Consider the following 25,941-nt stretch of genomic DNA (forward strand, 5'->3'; position numbering starts at 1 on the left):
ATATCAGTAGGGAGTCGTGGGTGAATGCGCGCTGCGATGGGCGTTGTTTGAATCGCCATTGATAGTATTAGCTTGCGCCTTCGTCGCCTATTGTGATAAATGGTTACTTCATTGCTAATTCGAACTTGTACTTTTCAGCAAGAATTCTATATAAAATCAAGTACTTATATTAAGGCCGACACATTCATGTGATCGGCTTTTTGTATTGGCGATCCGCCTCCCTTTGCATACAAAATGATCGCCCGGAAAAGTGCTGACGCGAGCGTATTTATCCTCACTCGCAAAGCGTGCACATATCGAAGCTATTGCCCGAACTGTCAATGATGCTTTCGATAATTTCGCAATAAAATCGAAAGAAATAAAAGTAAAAATCGATTAAATCGAAAGTAATATCCGCGATAAAATTTCTATTCAATTCTATTTTTCGTTAAATTCTTGCGTTTATTGTTGACCTTGGTTTCGTTTATTCATATAGTGGATTAATTGAAATTGCGCCAATGAAACCCGGTGTTGCGCCCGGGGGGCAGGACGAATAGTTAACCTATAAAAACGGAGGCAAGGGGATGAAGCGACGTAGTTTTTTGTCAATGAGCAGCTTTGGCGCACTGGGTGCCTTGAGTCCGATCTTGCCTGCGCTGGCGGCTGCACTCGGTGATGGCGCGGCCGGAAAATTCTCGTTCAGTGCGGACGGCAGCCAATTCCTGTTGAACGAGATGCCGTTCCAGATTCGCAGCGGCGAGATGCATCCTGCCCGCATCCCGGTGCAATACTGGCAACACCGCATCCGCATGGCCAAGGCAATGGGGATGAATACGATCGCCGTTTACCTGATCTGGAACTACCATGAAGTGAACGAAGGCGAGTTCGATTTCCACAGCGAGAATCGCGATATCGCCGCCTTCATCCGCCTTTGCCAGCGTGAAGACATGTGGGTGTTGATGCGTCCGGGGCCATATGTCTGCGCGGAATGGGACCTGGGCGGGATTCCCTCCTATTTGTTGCGCCATCCCGGCGTCAGATTGCGCGCAAACTCCGGCGTGGCGCCGCAGTACATGGCGGCAGTGCAGCGTTACATCGCACGCGTTGCCAGTTTCATCAAACCGTTGATGATCAACAACGGTGGACCGATCCTGATGTTGCAGATTGAAAACGAATTCGGCTCCTTCGGTAGCGACGCACCATACCTGGAAGAGTTGCGCCAGTTGTGGCTCGCGAACGGCATCGACGGCCCGTTTTATACCGAAGACGGCTTGGGGCAGCTGTTCAAGAATAAAACGCACGTGGCCGGCGGCGCAATTGCCCTGAGCGGCGGCGAGGCAGCCGATATCAGGCAGGCGCGCGCCGAGTATCCGTCCGTACCGGTGATGTCCGGCGAGTTGTATCCGGGCTGGCTGACCCACTGGGGCGAGGCGCAGTTCCAGGGACGCGATGTCAATCTGAGCGATGCCTTGCACGAGCTCATGCGGAATAATTTTTCATTCAATATGTACGTGATTCATGGCGGCACCAACTTCGGCTTCACTGCCGGCGCCAATGACGACAAGGGCAACTACCTGCCGGACGTGACCAGCTACGACTATGCTGCGCCGATCAGCGAGCAGGGCACGCCGACCCAGGCCTACCATTTGTATCGCAAGGTGATCGGCGACATGCTCAAAGTGACACTGCCGGCTATTCCGGCGCCGATCCCAACTGTTCAGCTTGACGGCGGAACGGATTTGACGCCGCAGCTATTTGCCTCGGTCTGGGATAATTTGCCGGCCCCGGTCGCCAGCGAGCATGCGCAATCGTTCGAGTCGCTGGGACAGCGCAGCGGCTTTATTTTGTATCGCAAGCAGTTGACGGGATACATCGCCGGAGAATTGCGTGCGCCTGAACTCAATGACTATGGCACAGTGTTCCTCGATCAGCGCTACATGGGTGGATTCACGCGCACGCGCATGCCCGCAGCGAAGTCGGCGCCGCTCAAGCTGGCAAGCAGAAAAGGCGCCTTGCCCATCGCGGCCTTGCGCGAGAATCCGTCGCTGGACATCCTGGTCGAGGCGATGGGGCGTATCAATTTCGGCCCCAATCTGGTCGATCGCAAGGGTCTCCTGAAGCCTGTTTCATTCAAACAGAACAATGCAACGGCGCTGGAGCTGGCCGACTGGCAGATGTTCCAGTTACCCATGGACAAGCAGTTCATCGCGCAATTGAAAGCGGCAACACCGGTGGCCATGAAACCCGGCCTGTTCTTCAAACTGGTGCTCACCCTTGAGCAGGCGGCCGATACGTATATCGACATGCAGCACTGGAGCAAAGGTGTGGTATGGGTGAACGGAAACAACCTCGGACGCTATTGGAACCTTGGCCCGCAACAGCGTCTGTATTGCCCGGCGCCGTGGCTCAAGGCCGGTGCTAACGAAATCATCATCTTCGATCTTCACCAGATCTTGCCGGCAACCATCGCGCTTGAACACACGCTGGCGTGAGACGGCCAGTGGCACCGCCAGCTGGCTTGGGGCTGGCATGACGAAGCCTGGGCATAGATCGCGCTCAATGCCTGCCTGGCGTTGACGAATGGGCGCGGAGTTGTCAAAAACGAGGCGTCTCGATGCGGACCTCATACGCCAGACGCTTGTTGCAAATAAATACACTGTCGCAGCAACCCAGCCAGCTGCAATATTGTTTTTAGTAAATTAACTTTTTAATAATTTACACATGCCGCAAACATACCTCGCGGGCGTTACAGGAAGGTAAACGGCCATCTGGGCCTGTCTGCCTCGGCATATTTGCTGTCTTATATAAGATTCCTCGGTATCTGATACACAAACAGCTTCAGGACAGTCTAAAATACGTGGTGGGCAAGCACGGCGTCACCGCCGACACACTAGCCATCCAAAGCAAGGCTAACCGTCTTGTGTTTGGAATGAAGAAAGTTAACCACCAGGCATCACCGCATACGAGGGAATAAACATGGCAACACAGAAATCCAAAATCATCTACACGCTGACTGACGAGGCGCCGCTGCTGGCGACGTATTCCCTGCTGCCAATCATCAAAAAATTCACCGCGCCGGCCGGCGTGGACGTGGTCGCCAGCGATATTTCGGTGGCCTCGCGTGTACTGGCTGAATTTCCCGAATTCCTGACGGACGCGCAAAAAGTCCCGAATACGCTGGCTGAACTGGGCAAATTGACCCAGAATCCAGATACCAACATCATCAAATTGCCGAACATCAGCGCTTCCCAGGGCCAGCTGATCGCTTGCGTGCGCGAATTGCAAGGCCGTGGCTACAAGCTGCCGGATTATCCGGAAGACGCGAAGACGGAAGAAGACAAAGCCCTGAAGGCACGCTACGGCAAGAGCATCGGCAGCTCGGTCAACCCGGTCTTGCGCGAAGGCAACTCGGATCGCCGCGCACCAAAGGCGGTCAAAGAGTATGCACGCAAGCACCCGCATTCGATGGGCGAGTGGAGCCAGGCGTCGCAAACCCACGTTTCACACATGCACCACGGCGACTTCTACCATGGCGAAAAATCGCTGACGCTGACGCAGGCGCGCGATGTCAAGATGGAACTGGTCACCGCCTCGGGCAAGACCATCGTGCTGAAACCCAAGGTTTCCCTGCAAGCGGGCGAAATCATCGACAGCATGTTCATGAGCAAGAAAGCGTTGCTGGAGTTCTACGAGAAGGAAATCGACGACGCCTTCAAGACGGGCGTGATGTTCTCGCTGCACGTCAAGGCCACCATGATGAAGGTATCGCACCCGATCGTCTTCGGCCACTGCGTGCGTATTTTCTACAAGGACGCGTTCGCCAAGCACGCTGCGCTGTTCGACAAACTGGGCGTGAATGTCAACAATGGCATGAGCAACCTGTACGACAAGATTGAAACCCTGCCAGCGTCGCAAAAAGATGAAATCCTGAAAGATCTGCACGCCTGCCACGCCAACCGTCCGGAATTGGCCATGGTCGATTCGGCCAAGGGCATTACCAACTTCCATTCGCCAAACGACATCATCGTCGACGCATCGATGCCGGCCATGATCCGTATCGGCGGCAAGATGTGGGGCGCCGATGGCCGTCCGAAGGATGTCAAGGCAGTCATGCCGGAATCGACCTTTGCGCGTATTTACCAGGAAATGATTGGCTTTTGCAAATGGCATGGCAACTTCGATCCGAAGACCATGGGCACCGTGCCAAACGTGGGCCTGATGGCGCAGCAAGCCGAAGAATACGGCTCGCACGACAAGACCTTCGAAGTGCCGGAAGGCGGCATCGCCAACATCACCGACCTGGCAACGGGCGAAGTGCTGCTGACGCAAACGGTTGAGGAAGGCGATATCTGGCGCATGTGCCAGGTCAAGGACGCACCGATCCGCGACTGGGTCAAGCTGGCCGTCACGCGCGCGCGCAACTCGGGCATGCCTGCCGTGTTCTGGCTCGATTCCTACCGTCCGCATGAGAACGAAGTCATCCAGAAGGTGCAAACCTACCTGAAAGACTATGACACCCAGGGCCTGGACATCCAGATCATGTCGCAAACGCGCGCCATGCGCTACACGCTGGAACGCGCTTTCCGCGGCCTGGACACCATTTCCGTGACCGGCAACATCCTGCGCGACTACTTGACCGACCTGTTCCCGATCCTGGAACTGGGCACCAGCGCCAAGATGCTGTCGATCGTGCCCTTGATGGCCGGTGGAGGCATGTACGAAACGGGCGCCGGCGGTTCGGCGCCGAAACACGTCAAGCAACTGGTGGAAGAGAACCACTTGCGCTGGGATTCGCTGGGCGAGTTCCTGGCCCTGGCCGTGTCGCTGGAAGACATGGGTATCAAGACGGGCAATGCCAAGGCAAAAATCCTGGCCAAGACCCTGGACGAAGCTACCGGTAAATTGCTGGACAACAACCGGTCGCCATCGCCACGCACCGGCGAACTCGACAACCGCGGCAGCCATTTCTACCTGGCCCTGTACTGGTCGCAAGCCCTGGCAGCCCAGGCGGACGATGCGGAACTGTCAGCGCATTTCGCCCCACTGGCGAAAGCTCTGGCGGAAAACGAGACGAAGATCATCGAGGAGCTGAAAGTAGTGCAAGGCAAGCCGATGGATATCGGTGGCTACTACCTGCCTGACCCGGTGAAAACGGACGCCGTCATGCGCCCGAGCGCCAGCCTGAACGCAGTGCTGGACACCATCTGATGCAGTCTTGACCGGTAGCATGGCCAGCTTGCGCTGGTAGTTTGCTGCAAAAAAACGCCACCGGGAGCGATCCCGGTGGCGTTTTTTATTTTCCCGCAGACTTATTTATAGTGCTTGTAGACGCTGGTGCTGCCATTGTTTTTTACCAGCAGGACGTCGTATGGGTCCTTGTGCGGCCCTTCCATGCCTGGCGAGCCCATCGGCATGGCGGGTACGGCCAGGCCTTTCGCTTTGGGTTTTTCGCGCAGCAGCTGCTTGATTTCGCTGGCCGGCACATGGCCCTCGATGGCGTAGCCATTCACGAGGCCCGTGTGGCAGGAGCCCAGCTGGTCCGGAATACCGGCCAGCTTGCGGTATTGCGCCGGCATCTCCACATTTTTCGCGCGCACGCTAAAACCGTTTGCTTCCAGGTGCTTGATCCATTCGGAGCAGCAGCCGCACGAGGCGCTTTTGTAGACGTCGATGACAGGGGCGGCCGCCATGGCGAGCACGGGCAGGCCCAGCATGCCGGCGAAGGCGCCGCGCAGTAACAGGTTTGTGATCATGGTATATCTTTCAAAGTCGGAATGCATGTCGTATGGCCACATATGCGGCCACATCAGTATCGAATAGTTATTTTTTGGCAAGTTCACCCCGGGCGGCGACCGTCCGGTGGCGTTCCTGCACTTATCTGTATTGGCGGCTTACGCCAATTGCGCGCGTATATGCCGGGGAGGGCGGCGCGGGCCGTCGGGTATGAAGCCCGCAGCCAGGGTGGCGGTGGCAATGGTGACGTTTTCCGATGCCGTGAAGGCTGGCACGCAGAAGCAGGCCGGCGGCATGAGCGCTGCCATGCAAAAGGCAGAGCAGGCATGGCAAGTGGCATGCTGGGATGTGGCGCCGTCGTCGCCGGCTTGCCCGGCCAGCTGTTCAGATGGTGCGCCGGCCGTCGCCAGGCTTGCTGTATGGTGATGGCAAGGCTCGGCGGCCAGCCCGTGCGCCGCCTGCTGCGGCGCTGGCGCGCAAGCCAAGCCCATCCGCACGGCGCCCGCGTGCAGCGGAATCGCCGTGACCAGTATCAAGATCAGCCATGTTGTGAAGAATCGTATCATGCCCGCAAAGTATAACATGCAGTTATACAGGGAGACTGCGCAGGCAGACTGCGCCGGGAGACAGCGGCTGGCCGCTGTCTCCCGGGCCCTTTGCCTCAGGCGACTGCTTCTCTTTCAGCGGCCATGGCGGCGGCAATGCGGTCCATGTCGGACGGTTCTTCGCGTGGGGTCAGATTGCAGCCAGCGTGACCAATGAAAAACTTTCATGTTGCATAATACTCATTATTTGGCAATGCATGCCGTTATAGCTGTGTCCGCTTCAGATACGTACGCTCTCAAGTGGATCAAGATTGCTTCTCAACATAGTTTTCGTTCAGCAAGGCACAGCGACCATGACCACAGTTTCCTCCCTATCGAGCTGGAATCCGACTCCTTCCCGTAGTGTTAGCGCCACGGCGGGCAACGATGATGCGCCGCAAAGCGCCTCGGCGGCGACGCCGTCGACCATTGTTGCCCTCAGCCGTGAAAGTCTCGGCAGCGCCGCTAATGGCCGCTCGGCGGCGCCTGCAGCGTCGGCGCCGTCGCTGACGTGGGAACGCTCGTCGCGCGACCCGGTGAGCGAACTGATGGCGAAAAATTTCGCCACGTACTCTGGCGGCAGCCGTTTCAGCGGCCTGGGCGCGGCCTTGCTCGACCAGCTCAAGGGCGGCGTGACGAATCTGTCGCAATCGGCGCTGCGTACGCCATCGGGCATGGCGCCCGATACCTACGCGGCGATCGGCAGCAATGCTGCCAGCGCCTTGCATGGCGCAGGTGAGGACAAGGTGAGCCTGAATATCGTTACCAGGAGCGGGGTCGAGGTGCGGCTGGCGCTCGATGGCGAAGGCGACGGCCTGGCCGTGCAGATGAGCAGCAGCGGTGAACTCAGCGAGGACGAGACGCGTGCGCTCGGTGCCCTGGCTAAGTCCTTCCAGGAAGCCATCGACGGCATGGCCCAGGAGCCGCCGCAAATCAAGCTGGCCGGCCTGATGCAGTTCGATGCGAAGGTCTTGTCGTCGGTGGACTTGCGCGCCCAGGTCAAATTGAATACCGAGCCCGAAAGCGTGCAGACGCTGGCCTTCCACGCCGACAGTGCGCAGCGAAAAGTCAGTTTCAGCGGCACTGCCGGCACCCTGGACGTCAAGGTCGACACGAGCAAGCTCGCCAGCCTGGGCAACCAGGATCAGCAAGCCAGGGCCATGGCCAGCTACATGAAGCAGTTTGACCTGGCGGCATCGCGCGGCCACGCCGACGGTGCGCTGATGGACATGTTCAAGGATGCGTTCAGCGCCATGAACAGCAATGTCGGCGCCGCCACGCAGCTCGGTACGGGCGGCGCTGCGCCAGGAAAATGGGCGCTGGCTGCCGAAGAGCGTGCCATGCTGACCGGCCTGGCCGACTTCAGCGCGTCGGTATCGCAGGCGCCGAAAATGAGCAATCCGATGCGCCTGTCGGAACAGGACGCCTTTGCCTATCAGGTAGCGCAAAGCACCAGCGTGGCCGGACGCAGTTACGACGACCGCGCCATTTCGCAGCAGCAGACATCGCAGCTCAACGCCAGCTACCACATGCCGCTGACCGCCGGCACGCAGTTGCGCCTGGACGGTACGGCCGCATCGCAGAACTACACTTATCACCAGATCGACGACGCTGCCAGCAGCGACGCGCAGATGCAGTACAAGGAAGGAAAACTCGTCAACGCGACCTTGCAGCAGTCGTCCAGCCAGTCGGAACGCATCATGACCTACGCGATGGGCAAGCTGAAATCGGACCTGGCCACGCCGAAAAATACGTCGCTGCTGCGCGACCTGGTCTCGACCCTGGCACCTTACCAGCCTGGCGACGCCGCTTTGAGCACCGAGAAAAAGGACGCCCAGCGCACGCAGATGCTGTCGGCCCTGAATGACGACGTCTTCCTGCAGGCGTTCCGCTAAGTAATCCACGGGAAATGATTGTGAATTTATGGCGACCAGAAACGGATGTGGCGCCAGGCGCCCGTCGCGACGCAGTGCGAGCACTGCGAGCGGCGGGCAACAACGCAGCGCGCCGTTGATGCAAGCTGGAAATAACAAGAATTTATTTGGAGGTTACTTAGACCCCCAGCGTGCGGCGCGCCACGGCCAGCGGCTTGCGCAGCACGTGGTAGATCAGCGGCGCCCAGCCGCCGTACAGCTTGGCCGTGCCTTTCAAACCGATGCGCTGCACCGGTTCGCCGGATGCCAGGTCGGCCTTCAAATGGTAGGCGACCACGCCCTCGCTGCTCAGGGTTGGTTCGTAGCTGGACTGGGTCAGCACGCCGGCTACGGTGCCCAGCGGCGCCACGTTCAGGTACAGCTTGACGGCGGCGCCTGGTTCCAGGCTGAGCGCGTCATCGACGGGCAGGCGGATCGCGATCTGCACCTTGGCCGGATCGGCCAGCAGGATGATGCGCTCGCCCGTCTGCACGGGTTTCCCCAGCCAGTCGTTCGCGTCCGAAAACACGGCGATGCCCGCTTCCGGCGCGCGCACCTGGATGCGGTCGAGCATGTCCTGCACGTATTTTGCTTCGGCCGATTTTTCTTCCAGGCGCGCGTTCAGCGATGACAGGTCGGCCTTGCTGGCGCCGTCGCTGAACGATTTCTGCGTGGCGCGCAGGTATTCTGCCGCCGCCACGGCGCGCGACTTGGCTGCCACTTCGTTGCGGTTGCGCGCGCCTGTGTCTTCCAGCGCGAACAGCGGCGCGCCCGCCGCCACCATCTGGTTCGGCTTGACGAAAAAGCGCGCCACCACGCCATCTTGCGGCGCGGCGATCAGCTTGGCATCCTTGCCGATGATCTCGGCCGGCGCCAGCACCGTCAGGCGCATGGGAATCAGCGCCACCAGCGCGATGGCCAGCCACAGGCGCTTGGGCCGGGCCTTGAGCCTGGCCACGGCGCTGCGCCAGCCGGACGGCCGCGCACGCCACGCCCACAGCGCCTGGCCGTAGGCGCCGGCGAGGCGTTCAACCAGCGCCGTTTCGGCCTCGCCTGCATCGTTTTCCAACGATAGCCACAGGCCACCGGTGCTGCCGCCCACGGGTGTCGGCAGGGCCACCAGCAAGACGCAGTGCGCCGCCCATTCATCCCAGCCCGCCTGCATGGCGTCCGGCAGCGCGTCGCGTGCCAGGCGCTGCGCCGTGCCGGGAATCAAGGTTGGCACCACATGGCGCAAGGCCTGGTTCATCCATTGCCGGTACGGCGAGTCGGCCGGCAGCTCAGCCAGGCCCGATACCAGCTTCAGCGATGCAATGCCGGCATCGTCGAGGCGCCACAGCACGGCCTGGCGGTAGGGCAGGATGCGCCAGCTGTCGTTGACGGCGATGAATTCGACGGCGCTTTCGCTGCCGGCCTGGCGCACATCCTGCTCGATCTGGAGCAGGGTGCCGATACTGTGCAAATTGATCGATGTTTCGGACAAGGGTCTTCCTGGTGAGGCGTGGAAAGGGGGCGTTTAGCGTGCGGGCGGCGTGAAGCTGGCTACGCCGCTCATGCCTGGCAACAGGTTGTCGGGATTGCCCAGCACGTCGCCTTCGATTTCAATCGACTGGCTGACGGCGTCGACGCGACCGTTGATGCGCTGTACCTTCGCTTCGTAGCGCTTGCCCGTCTCATCGATGTGCACCGTGAACGGCTGACCCGCCTTGAGCCAGGACAGCCACAGCGAAGGCACGTTCAGCTGTACCTTGAGCTTGCGGTCGTTGACGATCTCGATCAGTGGCTGGCCGATGTTGACGCTGGCGTACTGCCTGGCCAGCAAGCGCGTGACCCGGCCGGCGAAGGGCGCGACGATATTGCATTGGCGCATCTGTGCCTGGTATAGCTGGATTTGCGCCTTGGTTTTTTGCGCTGCCGCACCGGCCTGCTGCACGTCGATTTCGGCTACCGATTGCATCGATTGCAGCTTGAGCTTTGATTCATAGGTTTGCTGGGCGCCGTAAAATTCGGCGTTGGCCATCTTCAAGTGGGCATCCTGTTCATCGCAGTTAAAGCGCAGCAGGAGCTGGCCAGCCTTGATGGTGCTGCCCAGCTTGACGGAAATCTGGTCGATGCGGCCCGCCATTTGCGAGGCCAGCACGCTTTCCTGGTCCGCCGCGACGAGCACGCGGATGCTCTTGCTGGCATCGGCTGGGGCCACCTTGGCCGGCGCTGCTGGCGCCGCCGCCAGGGCGCTGGCCGACAGCAGGGTCGATAGCAGCGCCGTGGCGCCGGCCAGCGGCGTGCGGTGCAAAAGGCGCATCAATTGCTCACCTGCCGGCGGCTGGATGCGGCGTCGCTGCGTAGCAGGCTGCTGATCTTGGCGGCGGCCGATTCTGCCGCCGCCTGGCCGAACACGGGCCAGGCCGAGGCCACGCTGTCGGGAATGGCTGAGCGGTAGGCAATGGTGGCCAGGACCACGTCGCCGCGCTTGACCAGCCACGTCACTTCGACCGAACGCATGCCGGCACTGGGCTGGCCCACGCTGGCGGTGGCGCTGACCACGGGCGTGAGCTCGCTGCCCGCGCCAGCGACCACGGCGCCGTGTTCCGGCAGGCGTGCGCGCAGCAGGGAAGCCAGGTCCAGGCCGCTGCCGGCTGGGGAGGCAATGGCGCCCAGGCTCACTTGCGGCGCCGGCGGCGCGTTGTCGGCCGTATGGAAACTGGTCTTGCGCCAGTCCTGGTCGGCTGTCGCCAGTTGCGCCGTGAAGGCGCTGACGCTGGCGCTCTGCGGCTGTTCCGGCAGCAGGTCGGCGCCCACCGAGTTGGCCACGCGGGCATACGCGCTCTGCAAGTTAGCCAGGGCAACATAGCGTTGCATTTCCGATAGCGCCGCGCGTACTTCTGTGCGCAGCAATTCCATTTCCGATTCGGCGCTGGCCTTGGTGGCCGACAAGGTGTGCTGCTCGATGCGGGCATCGACCTTGGCCGCCTGGCTGCTGATGAAATAGTCGGCGCGCGCTTCCTGGAAGCGCTGGGTGGCGATGCGCACCTGGGTCAGCACGGCCATCGTCAGTGCGACGCGGCGCGTGTCGTCCAGCTGGGCCTGGCTTTCCTGGGCCCGCTTGGTGGCCGGGTAGGCGAACGCGCGCATCAGGTTCAGCGAGACAGTGCTGCCGGCTTCGCCCCAGGTGTTATTGAGCAGGAATTTATTGCTGTCGCGGTTGCTCGACAGGTTTAGCTCGATACCGGGCAGGAAGGCCAGCAGTGCCTTGCGTGCTTCCAGCACGGAGATTTTCTTGCGGTAGTCTTCTTCGCGCAATTCCGGCCGGTTGTTCAGCGCCGCCTGGTCGAGCGCGTTCAAGTCGTCGAACGGCTGCAGTTTGCTCGTTTCCTGCTCTTCCTGCCCGGCCGACAGGGTCACCACGGAGCCGGGCCGTAGATTGATGAGGGCATTCAGCTCGGACTTGGCGAGTATCAGTTCCTGGCGCCGCGCCACGATCTGCTGGTGCAGGTCGAGCATGGCGCGCTGGTAAGCCAGCGCCTGCAGTGGCGGCAGCATGCGTTCGGTTTCCATGCGCTCGCTGCGCAACAAGGCTTCCTTGACCCGGTTCAGCAATTCGTCCATGCGCGGCAGCGTTTGCTGGGCAACATAGGCGCGCCAGAATGCCTGGCGTACGTCCTGCGAAATATTCTGCACCACCTTGCGCTTGCGTTCCTCGGCAATCATCACTTGCACGGCCTGCTGCTGGGCGCGCACATAGCTGACGCCGAAATCGAGTACGTTCCAGGCCAGCACCGCGTTCTGGGTGTTGCGGGTGCGCTCCTGGGCGCCCGAGAACAGATTGCTTTCCACGCCCGTGGTCAGGTCGACCGAGCGCGAGCCTGCGTCGTTGCTGCGCGAGCTGTAGCCGGCCGCCACGGTCAGGCGCGGCAGCATGTCGTATTTGGCCAGGTCGAGCTGGCTCGACGCCATGCTTTGCTCCATCGAGCGCAGGCGGTAATCGTAGTTGTACTTCAGTGCGCGTGCGAATGCCTCATGCAAGGTGACCTCGCCAGTGACCGGTTCGACGTCCTTGAACAGGGTTTCGACATCGTTGCGTGCGCGCGCGTTGCGGGTTTCCGCATCGATAGGCTCGGGCAGGACGCTGCAGGCGCTCAGGGCGGCGCCCAGCAAAATGGCCATGGGCAGGCGGCGCAGCGTTGCCGGAGGTGCGTTCCGGAGGGTGCGGGTGACGCGGGTAAGGAAAGTCATCGATGATGCTCCTGGGTTATGAATTCTTGTCATGTATTCTTGGCACAACTTATAGTTGTGCCAGGTGGCGCAAGGTGGTATTCGCATCACGGGCAAAGCGCTGCGCTTCGCGCGCCAATTGCCCGCTCAGGGCACTGGCGTAGGGCGCATCCTGGGACGCCTCCTGCGTGGCATCGGGCAACGCGTCCAGGACCGCGTCGGGGAAGGCCGTGCCGCCGTCCATCGACGCGTCGCTGCCGGCGCGCTTGGACAGGCCGAGCGCCAGCAGCAGATCCTTGCCCGACAGGCTGGCCTGTGGCGGTGCGGCTTCCTGCTTGCCGCTGTGCAGCTTGAAGACGGTCTTGACTTCGTTGCCCTTGGCATCCTTCGCTACGATTTCGATTTCCAGTGCCGCCGCCTCGCCCGCTGGGGGCTTGCCGGTGAACGTGCCGGTGAGCGGATCGAATTGTATCCATGACGGCAGTGGGCTGCCGTCGGCGAGGCGGGCCGTCAGGGTTGGCATGCTGCCGTCCGCGCTGGCGAACGTATCGCGCGGAATCGACAGGTTCAAGCCTTGCTGCGAGTTGATCGACAGATTGCTGATTTCCCGGTTCAGCACCAGCTCCGTGCGGATGGGCGGCAGTGGCGTGTAGGGGGTGTTCGGCGGCGGCGCGCTGCCGAAGCGCTCATCCGCCTGGCCGCTGGCGGCATCGATCACGGCGGCCAGCGGCGACATGCTGACCTGGCCCTGTGCCGCATCCCTGATCGGTGGCGCGGCAATCGGCGTCACATCAGGCGCAAGCGCCAGCACGGGCGGGGCCGACAGGGGCGGCGGGGTCGTCACGGGTATCGGCGGCGCCACGATGTTCAGGGTCAGGGCGGGCGAAGGATTGCCGCTATTGCCGGCGGCATCCGTGGCAGTTGCCGTGATCTGGTGTACACCCAGGGCCAATGGCACGCTCAGGCTCCACTTGCCGCTGGCGTCGGCCTGCACCGTGCCAATCACCAGGCCATCGCTGCGCACGGTGACATTGCTGTTGGCTTCGGCATTGCCGCTGAAGACAGGCGTGGTGCTGGTGGTCGAGGTGCCGCCGCCTACCAGTTGCGGGGTCTCTGGCGTCGAGAGAACACTGGCATCGATGACGATGGTCAGCGTGGTCGATGCCACGCTGTTGTTGCCGGCCGCATCCGTGGCTTTGGCGCTCAAACTGTGGCTGCCATCGCCCAGAGTGCTGCTGGTGATACTCCACACGCCACCGGTGGCGACTGTCGTGCCCAGCACGGTGACGCCGTCGCTGTCGTACAGGGTGACGCTGCTGCCGGACTCGGCGCGGCCCGTGATGGTGGGGCGGCTGACATTGGTGATGCCGTCGCTGTTCGATACGCCGCTTTCGCTGGCGGCAGACAGCACGGGCGCGGGCGGCGCGGCCGGGGCGTTGCTGTCGATGGTGATGGACAGCAGGCTGGACGCGGCGCTGGTATTGCCTGCCGTATCCGTGGCCTTGGCCGTCAGGCTGTGGTTGCCATCACCCAGCGTGCTGCTGGTGATACTCCACACGCCACCGGTGGCGACTGTCGTGCCCAGCACGGTGACGCCGTCAGTGTCATACAGGGTGACGCTGCTGCCGGACTCGGCGCGGCCCGTGATGGTTGGACGGCTGACATTGGTGATGCCGTCGCTGTTCGATACGCCGCTGTCGCTGGCGGCAGACAGCACGGGCGCGGGCGGCGCGGCCGGGGCGCTGCTGTCGATGGTGATGGACAGCAGGCTGGACGCGGCGCTGGAGTTGCCGGCTGCATCCGTGGCTGTGACCTTCAAGGTGTGCACGCCGTCGCCCAGCGTGCTGCTGGTGATGCTCCACACGCCACCGGTGGCGATAGTCGTGCCCAGCACGGTGACGCCGTCAGTGTCATACAGGGTGACGCTGCTGCCGGACTCGGCGCGGCCCGTGATGGTGGGACGGCTGATATTCGTGACGCCATCGCTGTTCGAGGCACCGCTGTCGCTGGCGGCGGACAGCACGGGAGCGGGCGGCGCTGCCGGGGCGCTGCTGTCGATGGTGATGGACAGCAGGCTGGACGCGGCGCTGGAGTTGCCTGCCGTATCCGTGGCTGTGACCTTCAAGGTGTGCACGCCGTCGCCCAGCGTGCTGCTGGTGATGCTCCACACGCCACCAGTGGCGATAGTGGTGCCCAGCACGGTGACGCCGTCAGTGTCATACAGGGTGACGCTGCTGCCGGCTTCGGCGCGGCCCGTGATGGTTGGACGGCTGATATTCGTGACGCCGTCGCTGTTCGAGGCACCGCTGTCGCTGGCGGCAGACAGCACTGGTGCGGGCGGCGCGGCGGGAGCGCTGCTGTCGATGGTGATGGTCAGAGCGCTGGAAACGGCGCTGGTGTTGCCTGCCGTATCCGTGACTGTGACCTTCAAGGTGTGGCTGCCATCACCCAGCGTGCTGCTGGTGATGCTCCACACGCCACCGGTGGCGATAGTGGTGCCCAGCACGGTGACGCCGTCGCTGTCGTACAGGGTGACGCTGCTGCCTGCTTCGGCCGTACCGGTGATGACGGGCGTGGTGACGCGGGTAATGCCGTCCGCAGCACCGCTGTCGCTGGCGGCAGACAGCACGGGAGCGGGCGGCGCTGCCGGGGCGCTGCTGTCGATGGTGATGGACAGCAGGCTGGACGCGGCGCTGGTGTTGCCTGCCGTATCCGTGGCTGTGACCTTCAAGGTGTGCGCGCCGTCGCCCAGCGTGCTGCTGGTGATACTCCACACGCCACCGGTGGCGATAGTGGTGCCCAGCACGGTGACGCCGTCGCTGTCGTACAGGGTGACGCTGCTGCCGGACTCGGCCGTGCCGGTGATGACGGGCGTGGTGACGCGGGTAATGCCGTCCGCAGCACCGCTGTCGCTGGCGGCAGACAGCACTGGTGCGGGCGGCGCGGCGGGAGCGCTGCTGTCGATGGTGATGGTCAGAGCGCTGGAAACGGCGCTGGTGTTGCCTGCCGTATCCGTGGCTGTGACCTTCAAGGTGTGCGCGCCGTCGCCCAGCGTCGTGCTGGTGATGCTCCACACGCCACCGGTGGCGATAGTGGTGCCCAGCACGGTGACGCCGTCGCTGTCGTACAGGGTGACGCTGCTGCCTGCTTCGGCCGTACCGGTGATGACGGGCGTGGTGACGCGGGTAATGCCGTCCGCAGCACCGCTGTCGCTGGCGGCAGACAGCACCGGTGCGGGCGGCGCGGCGGGGGCGCTGCTGTCGATGGTGATGGAAAGCAGGCTGGACGCGGCGCTGGAGTTGCCGGCCGTATCCGTGGCTTTGGCGGTTAATGTGTGAGTGCCGTCGCCCAGCGTCGTGCTGGTGATGCTCCACACGCCACCAGTGGCGATAGTGGTGCCCAGCACGGTGACGCCGTCAGTGTCGTACAGGGTGACGCTGCTGCCTGCTTCGGCCGTGCCGGTGATAACGGGCGTGGTGACGCGGGTAATGCCGTCCGCAGCACCGCTGTCGCTGGCGGCAGACAGCACCGGTGCGGGCGGCGCGGCGGGGGCGCTGCTGTCGATGGTGATGGACAGCAGGCTGGACGCGGCGCTGGTGTTGCCTGCCGTATCCGTGGCTTTGGCGGTTAATGTGTGGCTGCCATCGCCCAGCGTGCTGCTAATGATGCTCCACACGCCGCCGGTGGCGATAGTGGTGCCCAGCACAGTGACGCCGTCGCTGTCGTACAGGGTGACGCTGCTGCCGGACTCGGCTGTGCCGGTGATGACGGGCGTGGTGACGCGGGTAATGCCATCCGCAGCACCGCTGTCGCTGGCGGCGGACAGCACCGGTGCGGGCGGCGCGGCCGGGGCGCTGCTGTCGATGGTGATGGACAGCAGGCTGGACGCGGCGCTGGTGTTGCCTGCCGTATCCGTGGCTTTGGCGGTTAATGTGTGGCTGCCATCGCCCAGCGTGCTGCTGGTGATGCTCCACACGCCACCAGTGGCGATAGTGGTGCCCAGCACGGTGACGCCGTCAGTGTCGTACAGGGTGACGCTGCTGCCTGCTTCGGCCGTGCCGGTGATAACGGGCGTGGTGACGCGGGTAATGCCGTCCGCAGCACCGCTGTCGCTGGCGGCAGACAGCACCGGTGCGGGCGGCGCGGCCGGGGCGCTGCTGTCGATGGTGATGGACAGAGCACTGGATACGGCGCTGGTATTGCCTGCCGTATCCGTGGCTGTGACCTTCAAGGTGTGGCTGCCATCGCCCAGCGTGCTGCTGGTGATGCTCCACACGCCGCCGGTGGCGATAGTGGTGCCCAGCACAGTGACGCCGTCGCTGTCGTACAGGGTGACGCTGCTGCCGGACTCGGCTGTGCCGGTGATGACGGGCGTGGTGACGCGGGTAATGCCATCCGCAGCACCGCTGTCGCTGGCGGCGGACAGCACCGGTGCGGGCGGCGCGGCCGGGGCGCTGCTATCGATGGTGATGGACAGCAGGCTGGACGCGGCGCTGGAGTTGCCTGCCGTATCCGTGGCTTTGGCGGTTAATGTGTGAGTGCCGTCGCCCAGCGTGCTGCTGGTGATGCTCCACACGCCACCAGTGGCGACTGTCGTGCCCAGCACGGTGACGCCGTCGCTGTCGTACAGGGTGACCCTGCTGCCATTTTCGGCGCGGCCCGTGATGGTTGGACGACTGATATTCGTGACGCCATCGCTGTTCGATACGCCGCTGTCGCTGGCGGCAGACAGCACGGGTGCGGGCGGCGCGGCGGGAGCGCTGCTATCGATGGTGATGGACAGCAGGCTGGATACGGCGCTGGTATTGCCTGCCGTATCCGTGGCTGTGACCTTCAAGGTGTGGCTGCCATCGCCCAGCGTGCTGCTGGTGATACTCCACACGCCACCGGTGGCGATAGTGGTGCCCAGCACGGTGACGCCGTCGCTGTCGTACAGGGTGACGCTGCTGCCGGCTTCGGCCGTGCCGCTGATGAGCGGGTTGGTGACACTGGTGATGCCATCCGAATTGGAGGCGCCAGTGTCGCTGCCGCTGGCCAGCGAGGGGGTGCCCGGCGCTGCGACACTGGTATCGACGGTGATGGAAAGCGGGTCGGAGGCGGCGCTGACGTTGCCTGCCGCGTCGCTGGCCTTGGCGCGCAAGATATGCATGCCATCGGCCAGTGTGCTGGTGCTGATGCTCCATGCGCCGCCGCTGGCGATGGTGGAACCGAGCACGGTGACGCCGTCGGTGCCATACAGGGTGACGGTGCTGCCGCTTTCAGCCGTGCCGGTGATGAGCAGGTTGGTAAATTTGGTAATCTGGTCCGAATTCGACCCGCCGCTGTCGCTGACGCTGTCGAGCGAGGGCGCAGAGGGTGCGGCCGGGATGCTGGTGTCGATGGTGATGCTCAGCGCCGTCGAGGCGGGGCTGGTATTGCCGACGGCGTCGAACGCCTTGGCGGTCAGGGTATGCACACCCTGGCCCAGTGCGCTGCTGGTGATGCTCCATACGCCGCCAGCGGCCACTGTCGTGCCCAGCACGGTAATGCCATCGCTGTCATACAGCGTCACGATGGAGCCGGACAGGGCGGTGCCATTGATGGTCGGCGTGGTGACGTTGGTGATGCGGTCCGCATTCGAACTGCCGCTGTCGCTGGCGGCGTCCAGGGTCAGCGCGCCGGGCGCAACGCCAACGGTGGCGATGGTGACCGCCAGGACGCCGGAGGCGGCGCTGGTGTTGCCGGCCGTATCCGTGGCCTTGACGCTCAAATTGTGCACGCCGTCAGCCAGCGCGCTGCTGGTGATGCTCCACACGCCGCCCGTGGCCACGGTTGTGCCCAGTACGGTGCTGCCGTCGCTGTCGTACAAGGTGACGGTGCTGCCACTTTCGGCCGTGCCGTTTATCACGGGCGTGGTCACGCGCGTGATGCGGTCCGAATTCGATACGCCGCTGTCGCTGGCGGGGTCGAGCACCGGCACGGCTGGCGTTGCGGGCATAGTGGCGTCGATGGTGACGGACAGGGCACCGGATGCGGCGCTGGTATTGCCGGCAGCATCGACGGCCCTGGCCGTCAGGCTATGCGCGCCATTGCCTAGCGCGCTGCTGGTGATGCTCCAGGTGCCGCCCGTGACGATGGTCGTGCCCAGCACAGTGGTGCCGTTCGTGTCGTACAGGGTGACGGTGCTGCCGCTTTCTGCCGTGCCGGTGATGATGGGCGTGGTGACATTCGTGATGCGGTCGGAGTTCGAGCTGCCGCTGTCGCTGGCACTGGAAAGTGCCGGCATGGACGGCGGTGCGACGGTTGTGTCGAGCGTGATCGTCAGCGCACTGCCGGCCGTGCCGGCATTGCCGGCCACGTCGGTGACGCGGCCCGTCAAGACCTTGCTGCCATTGGCACCCAGGCCGCCGCTGCTGACGGTCAGGTCGATATAGCCGGCGCTGATATCGGTGCTGGTGAGGGTGGCGCGCACCGGCGTGCCAAAGGTGGCGCCAGCGAGCAGCAGTTCGGCTGTGTCGCCAACGGCGGCATTGGTGCCGGCCAGGCTGACGCGCACGGTGGGGTTGGTGACATTGGTGATGCCGTCCGAGTTCGATGCGCCGCTGTCGGAGGCGGCGGCCAGTACGATCGGGTTGCTCGGCGTGCCGGGCCGTGTCGTGTCGAGCGTGATGGTAAAGCTGCCGCCGGCCGTGCCGGCATTGCCGGCCATGTCGGTGACGCGCGAGGTCAAGACCTTGGTGCCGTCGGCGCCCAGGCTGCCGCTGACGATGGTCATGTCGATATAGCCATTGGCGATATTGGTGGCGTTCAGGGTGGCGAGCATCGGCGTGCCGAAGGAATTGCCGCCCAGCAGCAGTTCGAGCGTGTCGCCGATCACCGCAGTGGTGCCGGCCAGGCTGATGCGCATCAGCGGGTTGGTGACGTTGGTGCGGCCATCGGAATTCGAGCTGCCGCTGTCGGAGGCGGCGGCCATCAGGATCGGGTTGCTCGGCGTGCCGGGCCGTGTCGTGTCGAGCGTGATGGTAAAGCTGCCGCCGGCCGTGCCCACGTTGCCGGCGATGTCCGTCACGCGCGAGGCCAGGACTTTGGTGCCGTCGGCGCCCAGGCTGCCGCTGACGATGGCCATGTCGATATAGCCGTTGGCGATATTGGTGCTGTTCAGGGTGGCGCGCATCGGCGTGCCGAAGGAATTGCCGCCCAGCAGCAACTCGAGCGTGTCGCCGGACACCGCATTGGTGCCGGCCAGGCTGATGCGCAGCAGTGGATTGGTGACATTGGTGCGGCCGTCCGAATTCGAACTGCCGCTGTCGGACGCCGCGGACATGATGATCGGGTTGCTCGGCGAGCCAGGCAGGGTCTTGTCGATGGTGACGGCCAGCCCTGCGCTGCGGGTACTGCTGAGGCTACCCGTCGTCGCCGTGGTGATGGCATACACACTGTAGCTGCCGTCACCGACGCCGGCCGTGCTCAGGCCCGTGACGGTCCAGGCGCCATTGTTGACGGTCGCGGTGGCGGAGGCGTCGGTGCCGGCGTCATACACGCCATTGCCGTTGACGTCGAGGAAAACGCGCACCGTGCTGGCGTTGTCGCCGGCGGCGCTGGCGCCGCTGAATGTGAGGCTGGCTGCATTGGTGACTTTGTCGGTATTGCTGTTGCCGGTGTCGCTGCCCGCCGCCAAGTCCGGTGTACCCGGCGTGGCCGGCGTGACGATAACGGTGATGGTGCGCGTGACGGTGGACGTGCCGTCGCTGACCTGTACGGTGAAGGTATCGGTGCCGGCGTAGCCCGCCGCCGGGGTATAGGTGATGGTGCCGCCCGGCGTGATGTCGGTGTTGCCCGAGGCGCCGGTGGCGCCACTGATGCTCAAGGTGCCATGCAAGGGTGCGGTGGACGTCGTCCAGCTCAGGGTCTGGCCGCTGTCGCTGTCGCTGGCGTGCAGCAGGCTCCTGACGTCGAAGGTGCCGCCGTTTTGTGGGATGCTCAGCGTGGTGGCCGCGCCAACGAAGACGGGCGCCGTGTTGACGGGGCCCGCGCTGATGTTGCTCATCGTCATGGAGGCGAAATTGATTTCGCTGGCCGCGCCGCCGTCGCCGCCGTGATCGGTGGTCTTCCACAGGCTGATGGTAATGCTGACCGAGGCGACATCGGCATACGAAAATGCGACGCCGCCATTGATCAGCGAACTCAGGGAATTGCCCGCCGTTGACAAGGTTAGCGTGGAGCCGGCCATTTGCAAGGTGGTGATGATGTTGCCGGCAGTGTCGGTCAGCACTACCACCAGCTGGTCGACAGTGCGCGTATTCAGGCCAGCGCCGCGCGACGTGACGCTGAAATTGAAATCGACGAAGGTGAAGGTCTTGGCGACAGAGCCGCCTTCGGCCTTGAAGACGGCGGTGATGGCGCCCCCGTCGGTCGCGGCGGCCGCACTGTTGGCGAACAGGACGGTGCCATCCTGGGCGAGCATGTCGCTGACCTTCAATTTGTCGGCGAGCGGGCGGAAGCCGCCGCTGGCAGAGCCGTAAGTGCCGCCAAAGTCATACGTGCCGTCGGCGGTACCGTTGCCCGTCAGCAGCAGGCCGGCGTAGTCGGCCAGCGCGCGCTCGCTGATGGCCTTCTCCGCTTCGATCGACCCCGTATGTTTTTCCAGCACCCAGTTGCCGCCCAGCGCGGCAGCGCCCGTGGCGTCGGTCGAGGCGGCGATGTCGGCGCCCGTCAGCTGGGCCAGGCGGTTGACAAAATGCTCGCCTGTTTGATTATCGGCAACATTACATCCATACAACAAAATATCGCCGCCGCTGCGCAAGGCGGCGCCCCAGTTGGCCAGGGCGCTTTGATAGCTGTCGATATTGTGGTCCGAGAGCACGGAAGAGCCCAGGATGATGCGCCCCGTGCTGCCTTCGGAAATGATCTGGATGCTGTCGAGGTCGTGGCGGCCCTTGAGGGCATCGGCGATCTGCTGCACGCCATCGCGGTTCTTGTCGAGCATGACGACTTCCACGCCCGGTTTCAGCCCTGCCAGCAGCGTTTGCGGGTTGGCCACCGAGGCATCGATGAAGACGATGGTGCCGGCGCCAGCGGGACGGGTGGGGGCTTCGGCCGGTGCGCGCTCGGGCGCCAGCGCGGCGGCGCGGGCCGCGTCGGCGGCAGTGCGTCCCGCATCGACGGCCGTGCCGGCGATGGCCGGCTGGTGCAGTCCGCTCGCAGCTGCATCATGCGGATCGGCCAGCGCGGTGGCAGCGATGGCGCCATCAAAGACGATACGCGTTTCCAGTGCCAGCATGCTGCGCGCCGGGCGCAGAGGCGACCCTTGCCCGGTTCTGGCACGCGCTGGCGCAGCGGCGGGGTGATTGAGGGCGCTGGGGTCGTCGTATCGTTTCATCGCTGCTTCCTTTGCGCTGCCAGGCGCCGTGTGGCGCGTCCGGCAGCAGGGGGTAGGTTATTCAAAAAATATCGCCTTGCCGCTGTTAGCAACTGGCGGCATTGAATGCGTTTAAAATAATTGTCACCAAAAATCACCGGGAAATTAAAACTAAGTAATTTCTCAACTAATAATTGTAGCTGCTTAAAGGCAATAATTGTAAACTCGATTAGGCAGTTTTTTTGCGCGCAATTAAGCTTGAAGGAAGAAAATGCCGGATAAATTTTTTGCGCCGCGGATGAATGCCGTATTATGTTCATTTGTGCTGATTGTAACTATTGATAACTTATGTGAAGTGACGAAAAGGAGTTATTTCATGCGTGCCGAATTTGATGCAGAGCGTGCCGCGATTATGCAAGGCCGCATTCCAGCGCGCTTGCTGGCGTGGCAGGACGCGTGAGCATGGCAGCTTGCACACTGGTATTGCGTCCTGCCGCAGTAGCCGATGCGGAATTTATGCAGGTTTTGTATGCATCGACGCGCGATGATTTGCGGGCGTTTGTAGCGGAATTAATTAATATTGATTTATTGATATTAATGCAGCATAAGGCCCAAATTACCGCTTATCGATCGACTTATCCTGAGGCTGAATATTTGATGATTGAAAGGCAAGGTGAGGCAATAGGGAGCGTGGTTATTAATAGCGTAGCCGCTACCTTGCGTATCGTCGATATCAGCGTATTGCCGTCGGCGCGCCGGCAGGGCTGTGCGGGCGAAGTATTGCTGCGCTTGCAGGGCCGCGCTGCAGCGGCAGGGCAGGAGATGTGCCTCTGCGTGCATCAAGACAATCCCGGCGCCCGGCGCCTGTATCTGGCACTGGGCTTTGCCGTCGAGTCGGAAGACGCCCTGTGCGCGCAGCTGCAGTGGCGCGCATGAAGCTGAGCGATGCCGGCGCTGGCGTGCTGAACGGGCAGATGGCCAATCAGGACGCGCCGGCCGCGCAACGCCTGGCTGCCTTGCGCGAAGATTTGTCGCTGTTGCCGGCGCCGCCCGGCATCGACGGCGCGCCGCACTGGCATGTGCACGATGCGGTGCGCAACCGTTTTTTTCGCATCGGCTGGCTGGAGTTCGAATTGCTGTCGCGCTGGCGCGGTGGCATGGCGGCCGGCGAGCTGTGCGACGCCGTCGCGCGCGACACGGCGCTGGCACCGGATCCCGAGGATGTGCTGGCCGTGCAGCAATTCCTGCAAGCAAATGAATTGTTGCGCGCCGACGCAGTGGGGCTGCGCGCGCACCTGCAGAAGGTGGCGGCAGGGCGCAAGCCCTCGCCGCTGCAGTGGCTGTTACACCATTACCTGTTTTTCCGCATTCCCCTGGTCAGGCCGGAGGCCTTTCTGAACCGCACGCAGGCGTATGTAGAACCGCTGTTTCGGCCCGGCTTCTTCATCACCTGCGGCCTGCTGTCGCTGGTGGGCGTATGGCGCGTGCTGGACCAGTGGCCCGCCTTTTCCAGCACTTTTTTGTATTTTTTTACGTGGCAGGGCGCCCTGTATTACGGCCTGGCGCTGGCTCTGGCAAAGATCTTGCATGAACTGGCGCACGCCTACACCTGCAAGCATTACGGCGTGCGGGTGCCCGCCATGGGCGTAGCGCTGATGATGATGTGGCCGCTGCTCTACACCGATACGTCGGAGGCATGGAAGCTGACGTCGCGCCGTGCCCGCCTGGCCATCGGCGGCGCTGGCGTGGTGGCCGAACTGTTGCTGGCAGGCATGGCCGCGCTGTTGTGGAGCCTGGCGCCGGATGGCGGCTTCAAGAGCGCCCTGTACATTTTGGCCGCCGTTACCTGGGTCAGCACCCTGGCCATCAATCTGAATCCCTTCATGCGTTTCGACGGTTATTACCTGCTGATGGATTTGCTGGATATCCCGAACCTGTCCGAGCGCAGTTTTGCAATTGCTCGCTGGCAACTGCGGAAAGTGCTGCTGGGCATCGCGGCACCGTTTCCGGAGCCGCAGTTGGAAAAGCGGGCCAGTTGGCTGGCCTTTTATGCCTATGCGACGTGGCTGTACCGGCTGATCATGTTCACCGGCATCGCGGCGGCCGTGTATTTGTTCTTTTTCAAAGCCCTGGGGGTGATTTTGTTTGCGGTGGAAATCAGCTGGTTTGTCTTGCGTCCGATCTGGAATGAGCTGCGCGTCTGGCGCGATTTGCGCGCGCGCTGGTCGCGCAATGCCGCCCGCAGTGGGCTGGTATTGCTGGCCCTGCTAGCCCTGGTGATCGTGCCATGGCGCTCGGACGTGGTAGCCGACGGCTATTGGCAGGCGGACATGCATAGCCAGCTGTTTCCGCCGATGCCGGCGCGCCTGGAGCAGGTGCTGGTCAGGGAAGGGCAGGCGGTACGCGCCGGCGAGGCCCTGTTCCGGTTCGCCGCGCCCGCGGTGGATAGCCAGTTGCAGCAGATGCAAAGCCGGATCGCCGGGCTGGAGCGGCAGATCAATGGCGCCATCGACAATGCCGACCTGCATGAACGGGCGCGCGTGATGGAGCAGGAACTGGCGGCAGCGCGGGCGCAATACGCGCTGCAAAGCGCCGAAGTGGGACGTTTGAGCGTGGTGGCGCCGCATGCGGGCGTGGTGCGCGACCTCGATCCGGGCCTGTTTCCCGGCGCATGGGTGGGCGCAGGCCATGTGCTGGGCCGCGTGGTGGGCAACGGCGCAGGGCAGGCGCAGGTGTTTGTGCACGAATCGGATATCGCCAGGGTGAAGGTGGGCGCGCAAGCGCGCTTGCTGCCGCGCCGCCACGACGCGGCGGCGATGGCGGCCACCGTGGTGCGCGTCGACAGCACGGCCAGCCGCCTCTTGCCGGAGCCGATGTTGTCGTCCTTGCATGGCGGGCCGATTGCCGCGCGCGGTGGCGCGCATGGCGAGTCGTTGGCGAATGAAGCCTTGTATCGCGTCACCTTGCAGCTCGACGGCGGCGTGGCCAGCATGGCGCCCGTGGTGGCGCATATCGATGGGGAGCGCAGCAGCATGCTGTGGAATGGTGCGCGCAAGGTTGCCGGCGTGCTGATACGCGAAAGCGGCTTGTAAAGGGGCGAGGTGCGCACTGGCGGCGGATGAAGTGAGTAAGCTTTATCCGCCGCCATGCGCCTGCTGCTGCAGGCGCTGGATCGGTCATGGGCGGGACGGGTATTCGCCGTACAGGCAGATCATGAATTGCAGCGGCAGATAAGGTTGCATATTGTTGTGGGGCTGGTTGCTGCCCGCTTGCGACAGCGCTGCCGGGCTCATGACAGCGTTCACGGTTGTCGCATATTGCAGCTGAGGCACGGGCTGGCGGCCAGCGCTGACATTTTGCGACCACACCGCATTGCGGGGATTCATGCTGGCGCCTTCGGCATCGAACGCCATCGCCGCATGCGTGTGGGCGGGGATGGTATCGGGTATCAGCGTGACGCTGGGGGCGCCTCCCGTGGCACCCAGTGCCCTGGGTGTCAGGCCCACCCCCGTCCCCTGGTGCAGCGCGACTTTACCGTTCAAGTCAGGCAACATGAAGGTGCTGGTGCCGTTGCCGCCATACTGGGTGCCGATGACTGAATACAGCACGTTGTATTGTTGTAGTGGCAAGGTTGCGCCATCGCAGGGCGCCCAGTCGCGCGGCACGAAGCTACCACAAAAAATCCGAATTTCTCCGACAAATGGATCTGCCATTGTCTATTCCCCTTTATGGACGTGGTGGATAAATGCCCTGCGTGGCGATGCAGAAATACAGCGCCAGATAGGGTTGCATATTGTTATGTGGCTGGCTGCCGCCAGTGATGCCGATGGCCGCCGGATTGAGCGTGGCGTTGGCGCTGGCGGCGTAGCCGTCGGCAAAACTGCCCCAACTGGCATTCTTGGGTGTCGTCGTATCGACAGCGGTGGACGATGCTTTCACGACGTGGGTGTGTTGCGGTATCTCGGCGAGCAGCAGCGTATGGTTTTCTTCGCCGGCCGCCTTGCCTTGTATATAGGGGGTGCCGGAGCCAACGGGAACCCCAATCCACCCAAGTTAAGGGATTGGCGTGCGTTTAAGTAATTTATTTTCAACATTAATATAAATACACTTGACATCGAATTAAAATCGCGGCGGGCAGTGTGGATTTTTATTTCCACTGGCTGCCATGTCCGTTCTGACCACG

Annotated in this window: 14 protein-coding genes; 6 read left to right on the top strand and 8 right to left on the bottom strand. The window is 63.0% G+C overall.

What is annotated here, in order from left to right:
• Window positions 1-626 precede the first annotated feature (626 nt).
• On the top strand, window positions 627-2,471 hold the full coding sequence (locus ACQ4W6_RS03210) for a beta-galactosidase (RefSeq protein ID WP_436565737.1): 1,845 nt from the start codon (window positions 627-629) through the stop codon (window positions 2,469-2,471).
• A 484-nt stretch (window positions 2,472-2,955) separates the two neighbouring features.
• Window positions 2,956-5,187 carry an NADP-dependent isocitrate dehydrogenase gene (locus ACQ4W6_RS03215; protein WP_436565738.1) on the top strand — a complete coding sequence of 744 codons (2,232 nt, stop codon included), beginning with the start codon at window positions 2,956-2,958 and terminating at the stop codon, window positions 5,185-5,187.
• 101 nt (window positions 5,188-5,288) lie between these two features.
• Here the strand turns inward: ACQ4W6_RS03215 and ACQ4W6_RS03220 are convergent, their stop codons facing one another.
• Both ACQ4W6_RS03220 and ACQ4W6_RS03225 read right to left on the bottom strand, forming a co-directional pair.
• The gene (locus ACQ4W6_RS03220) at window positions 5,289-5,732 is read right to left on the bottom strand and encodes a DUF411 domain-containing protein (RefSeq protein WP_436565739.1); all 444 of its coding nucleotides are present in this window, start codon (window positions 5,730-5,732) and stop codon (window positions 5,289-5,291) included.
• 138 nt (window positions 5,733-5,870) lie between these two features.
• A complete protein-coding gene (locus tag ACQ4W6_RS03225; protein ID WP_436565740.1) occupies window positions 5,871-6,278 on the bottom strand; it encodes a hypothetical protein in 408 nt (135 codons plus the stop codon).
• A 332-nt stretch (window positions 6,279-6,610) separates the two neighbouring features.
• Between ACQ4W6_RS03225 and ACQ4W6_RS03230 the strand changes: the two genes are divergently transcribed.
• Window positions 6,611-8,191 carry a hypothetical protein gene (locus ACQ4W6_RS03230; protein ID WP_436565741.1) on the top strand — a complete coding sequence of 527 codons (1,581 nt, stop codon included), beginning with the start codon at window positions 6,611-6,613 and terminating at the stop codon, window positions 8,189-8,191.
• 157 nt (window positions 8,192-8,348) lie between these two features.
• Here the strand turns inward: ACQ4W6_RS03230 and ACQ4W6_RS03235 are convergent, their stop codons facing one another.
• The 4 genes from ACQ4W6_RS03235 to ACQ4W6_RS03250 are packed head-to-tail and all read right to left on the bottom strand — an operon-like array spanning window position 8,349 to window position 21,779.
• On the bottom strand, window positions 8,349-9,692 hold the full coding sequence (locus ACQ4W6_RS03235; RefSeq protein WP_436565742.1) for an efflux RND transporter periplasmic adaptor subunit: 1,344 nt from the start codon (window positions 9,690-9,692) through the stop codon (window positions 8,349-8,351).
• Window positions 9,693-9,725: 33 nt separating this feature from the next.
• Window positions 9,726-10,511, bottom strand: coding sequence for an efflux RND transporter periplasmic adaptor subunit (locus ACQ4W6_RS03240; protein ID WP_436565743.1), 786 nt, complete (start codon window positions 10,509-10,511; stop codon window positions 9,726-9,728).
• Window positions 10,511-12,442, bottom strand: coding sequence for a TolC family protein (locus ACQ4W6_RS03245; RefSeq protein ID WP_436565744.1), 1,932 nt, complete (start codon window positions 12,440-12,442; stop codon window positions 10,511-10,513). The genes ACQ4W6_RS03240 and ACQ4W6_RS03245 overlap by 1 nt, the downstream gene beginning before the upstream one ends.
• Window positions 12,443-12,491: 49 nt before the next feature.
• Window positions 12,492-21,779 carry an Ig-like domain-containing protein gene (locus ACQ4W6_RS03250; protein ID WP_436565745.1) on the bottom strand — a complete coding sequence of 3,096 codons (9,288 nt, stop codon included), beginning with the start codon at window positions 21,777-21,779 and terminating at the stop codon, window positions 12,492-12,494.
• 250 nt (window positions 21,780-22,029) lie between these two features.
• Between ACQ4W6_RS03250 and ACQ4W6_RS03255 the strand changes: the two genes are divergently transcribed.
• Genes ACQ4W6_RS03255 through ACQ4W6_RS03265 form a run of 3 tightly spaced genes read left to right on the top strand, consistent with a single transcriptional unit; the run spans window position 22,030 to window position 24,850 of the window.
• Entirely contained in the window at window positions 22,030-22,218 is a 189-nt protein-coding gene (locus ACQ4W6_RS03255; RefSeq protein WP_436565746.1) for a hypothetical protein, read from the top strand.
• A gap of 2 nt (window positions 22,219-22,220) precedes the next feature.
• Entirely contained in the window at window positions 22,221-22,694 is a 474-nt protein-coding gene (locus ACQ4W6_RS03260) for a GNAT family N-acetyltransferase (RefSeq protein ID WP_436565747.1), read from the top strand.
• Complete coding sequence (locus tag ACQ4W6_RS03265; protein ID WP_436565748.1) at window positions 22,667-24,850, top strand: HlyD family efflux transporter periplasmic adaptor subunit; 2,184 nt, start codon at window positions 22,667-22,669, stop codon at window positions 24,848-24,850. Before ACQ4W6_RS03260 ends, ACQ4W6_RS03265 begins: the two co-directional genes overlap by 28 nt.
• Window positions 24,851-24,934: 84 nt before the next feature.
• Here the strand turns inward: ACQ4W6_RS03265 and ACQ4W6_RS03270 are convergent, their stop codons facing one another.
• Both ACQ4W6_RS03270 and ACQ4W6_RS03275 read right to left on the bottom strand, forming a co-directional pair.
• Window positions 24,935-25,471: a phage tail protein gene (locus tag ACQ4W6_RS03270; RefSeq protein WP_436565749.1), complete on the bottom strand. Its 537-nt coding sequence runs from the start codon at window positions 25,469-25,471 to the stop codon at window positions 24,935-24,937.
• A gap of 13 nt (window positions 25,472-25,484) precedes the next feature.
• On the bottom strand, window positions 25,485-25,697 hold the full coding sequence (locus ACQ4W6_RS03275; RefSeq protein WP_436565750.1) for a phage tail protein: 213 nt from the start codon (window positions 25,695-25,697) through the stop codon (window positions 25,485-25,487).
• Between the last annotated feature and the right edge of the window lie 244 nt (window positions 25,698-25,941).

This window comes from Janthinobacterium woesei (genome assembly GCF_051380875.1).
Classification (GTDB): domain Bacteria; phylum Pseudomonadota; class Gammaproteobacteria; order Burkholderiales; family Burkholderiaceae_D; genus Janthinobacterium.

What these genes read in the sequence shown, in the direction of transcription:
- ACQ4W6_RS03230 (WP_436565741.1), top strand. Translation starts at nt 6,611, where the DNA reads ATGACCACAGTTTCCTCCCTATCGAGCTGGAATCCGACTCCTTCCCGT.
- ACQ4W6_RS03250 (WP_436565745.1), bottom strand. Translation starts at nt 21,779, where the DNA reads ATGAAACGATACGACGACCCCAGCGCCCTCAATCACCCCGCCGCTGCG.
- ACQ4W6_RS03240 (WP_436565743.1), bottom strand. Translation starts at nt 10,511, where the DNA reads ATGCGCCTTTTGCACCGCACGCCGCTGGCCGGCGCCACGGCGCTGCTA.
- ACQ4W6_RS03225 (WP_436565740.1), bottom strand. Translation starts at nt 6,278, where the DNA reads ATGATACGATTCTTCACAACATGGCTGATCTTGATACTGGTCACGGCG.
- ACQ4W6_RS03270 (WP_436565749.1), bottom strand. Translation starts at nt 25,471, where the DNA reads ATGGCAGATCCATTTGTCGGAGAAATTCGGATTTTTTGTGGTAGCTTC.
- ACQ4W6_RS03215 (WP_436565738.1), top strand. Translation starts at nt 2,956, where the DNA reads ATGGCAACACAGAAATCCAAAATCATCTACACGCTGACTGACGAGGCG.
- ACQ4W6_RS03260 (WP_436565747.1), top strand. Translation starts at nt 22,221, where the DNA reads ATGGCAGCTTGCACACTGGTATTGCGTCCTGCCGCAGTAGCCGATGCG.
- ACQ4W6_RS03245 (WP_436565744.1), bottom strand. Translation starts at nt 12,442, where the DNA reads ATGACTTTCCTTACCCGCGTCACCCGCACCCTCCGGAACGCACCTCCG.
- ACQ4W6_RS03220 (WP_436565739.1), bottom strand. Translation starts at nt 5,732, where the DNA reads ATGATCACAAACCTGTTACTGCGCGGCGCCTTCGCCGGCATGCTGGGC.
- ACQ4W6_RS03255 (WP_436565746.1), top strand. Translation starts at nt 22,030, where the DNA reads ATGCCGGATAAATTTTTTGCGCCGCGGATGAATGCCGTATTATGTTCA.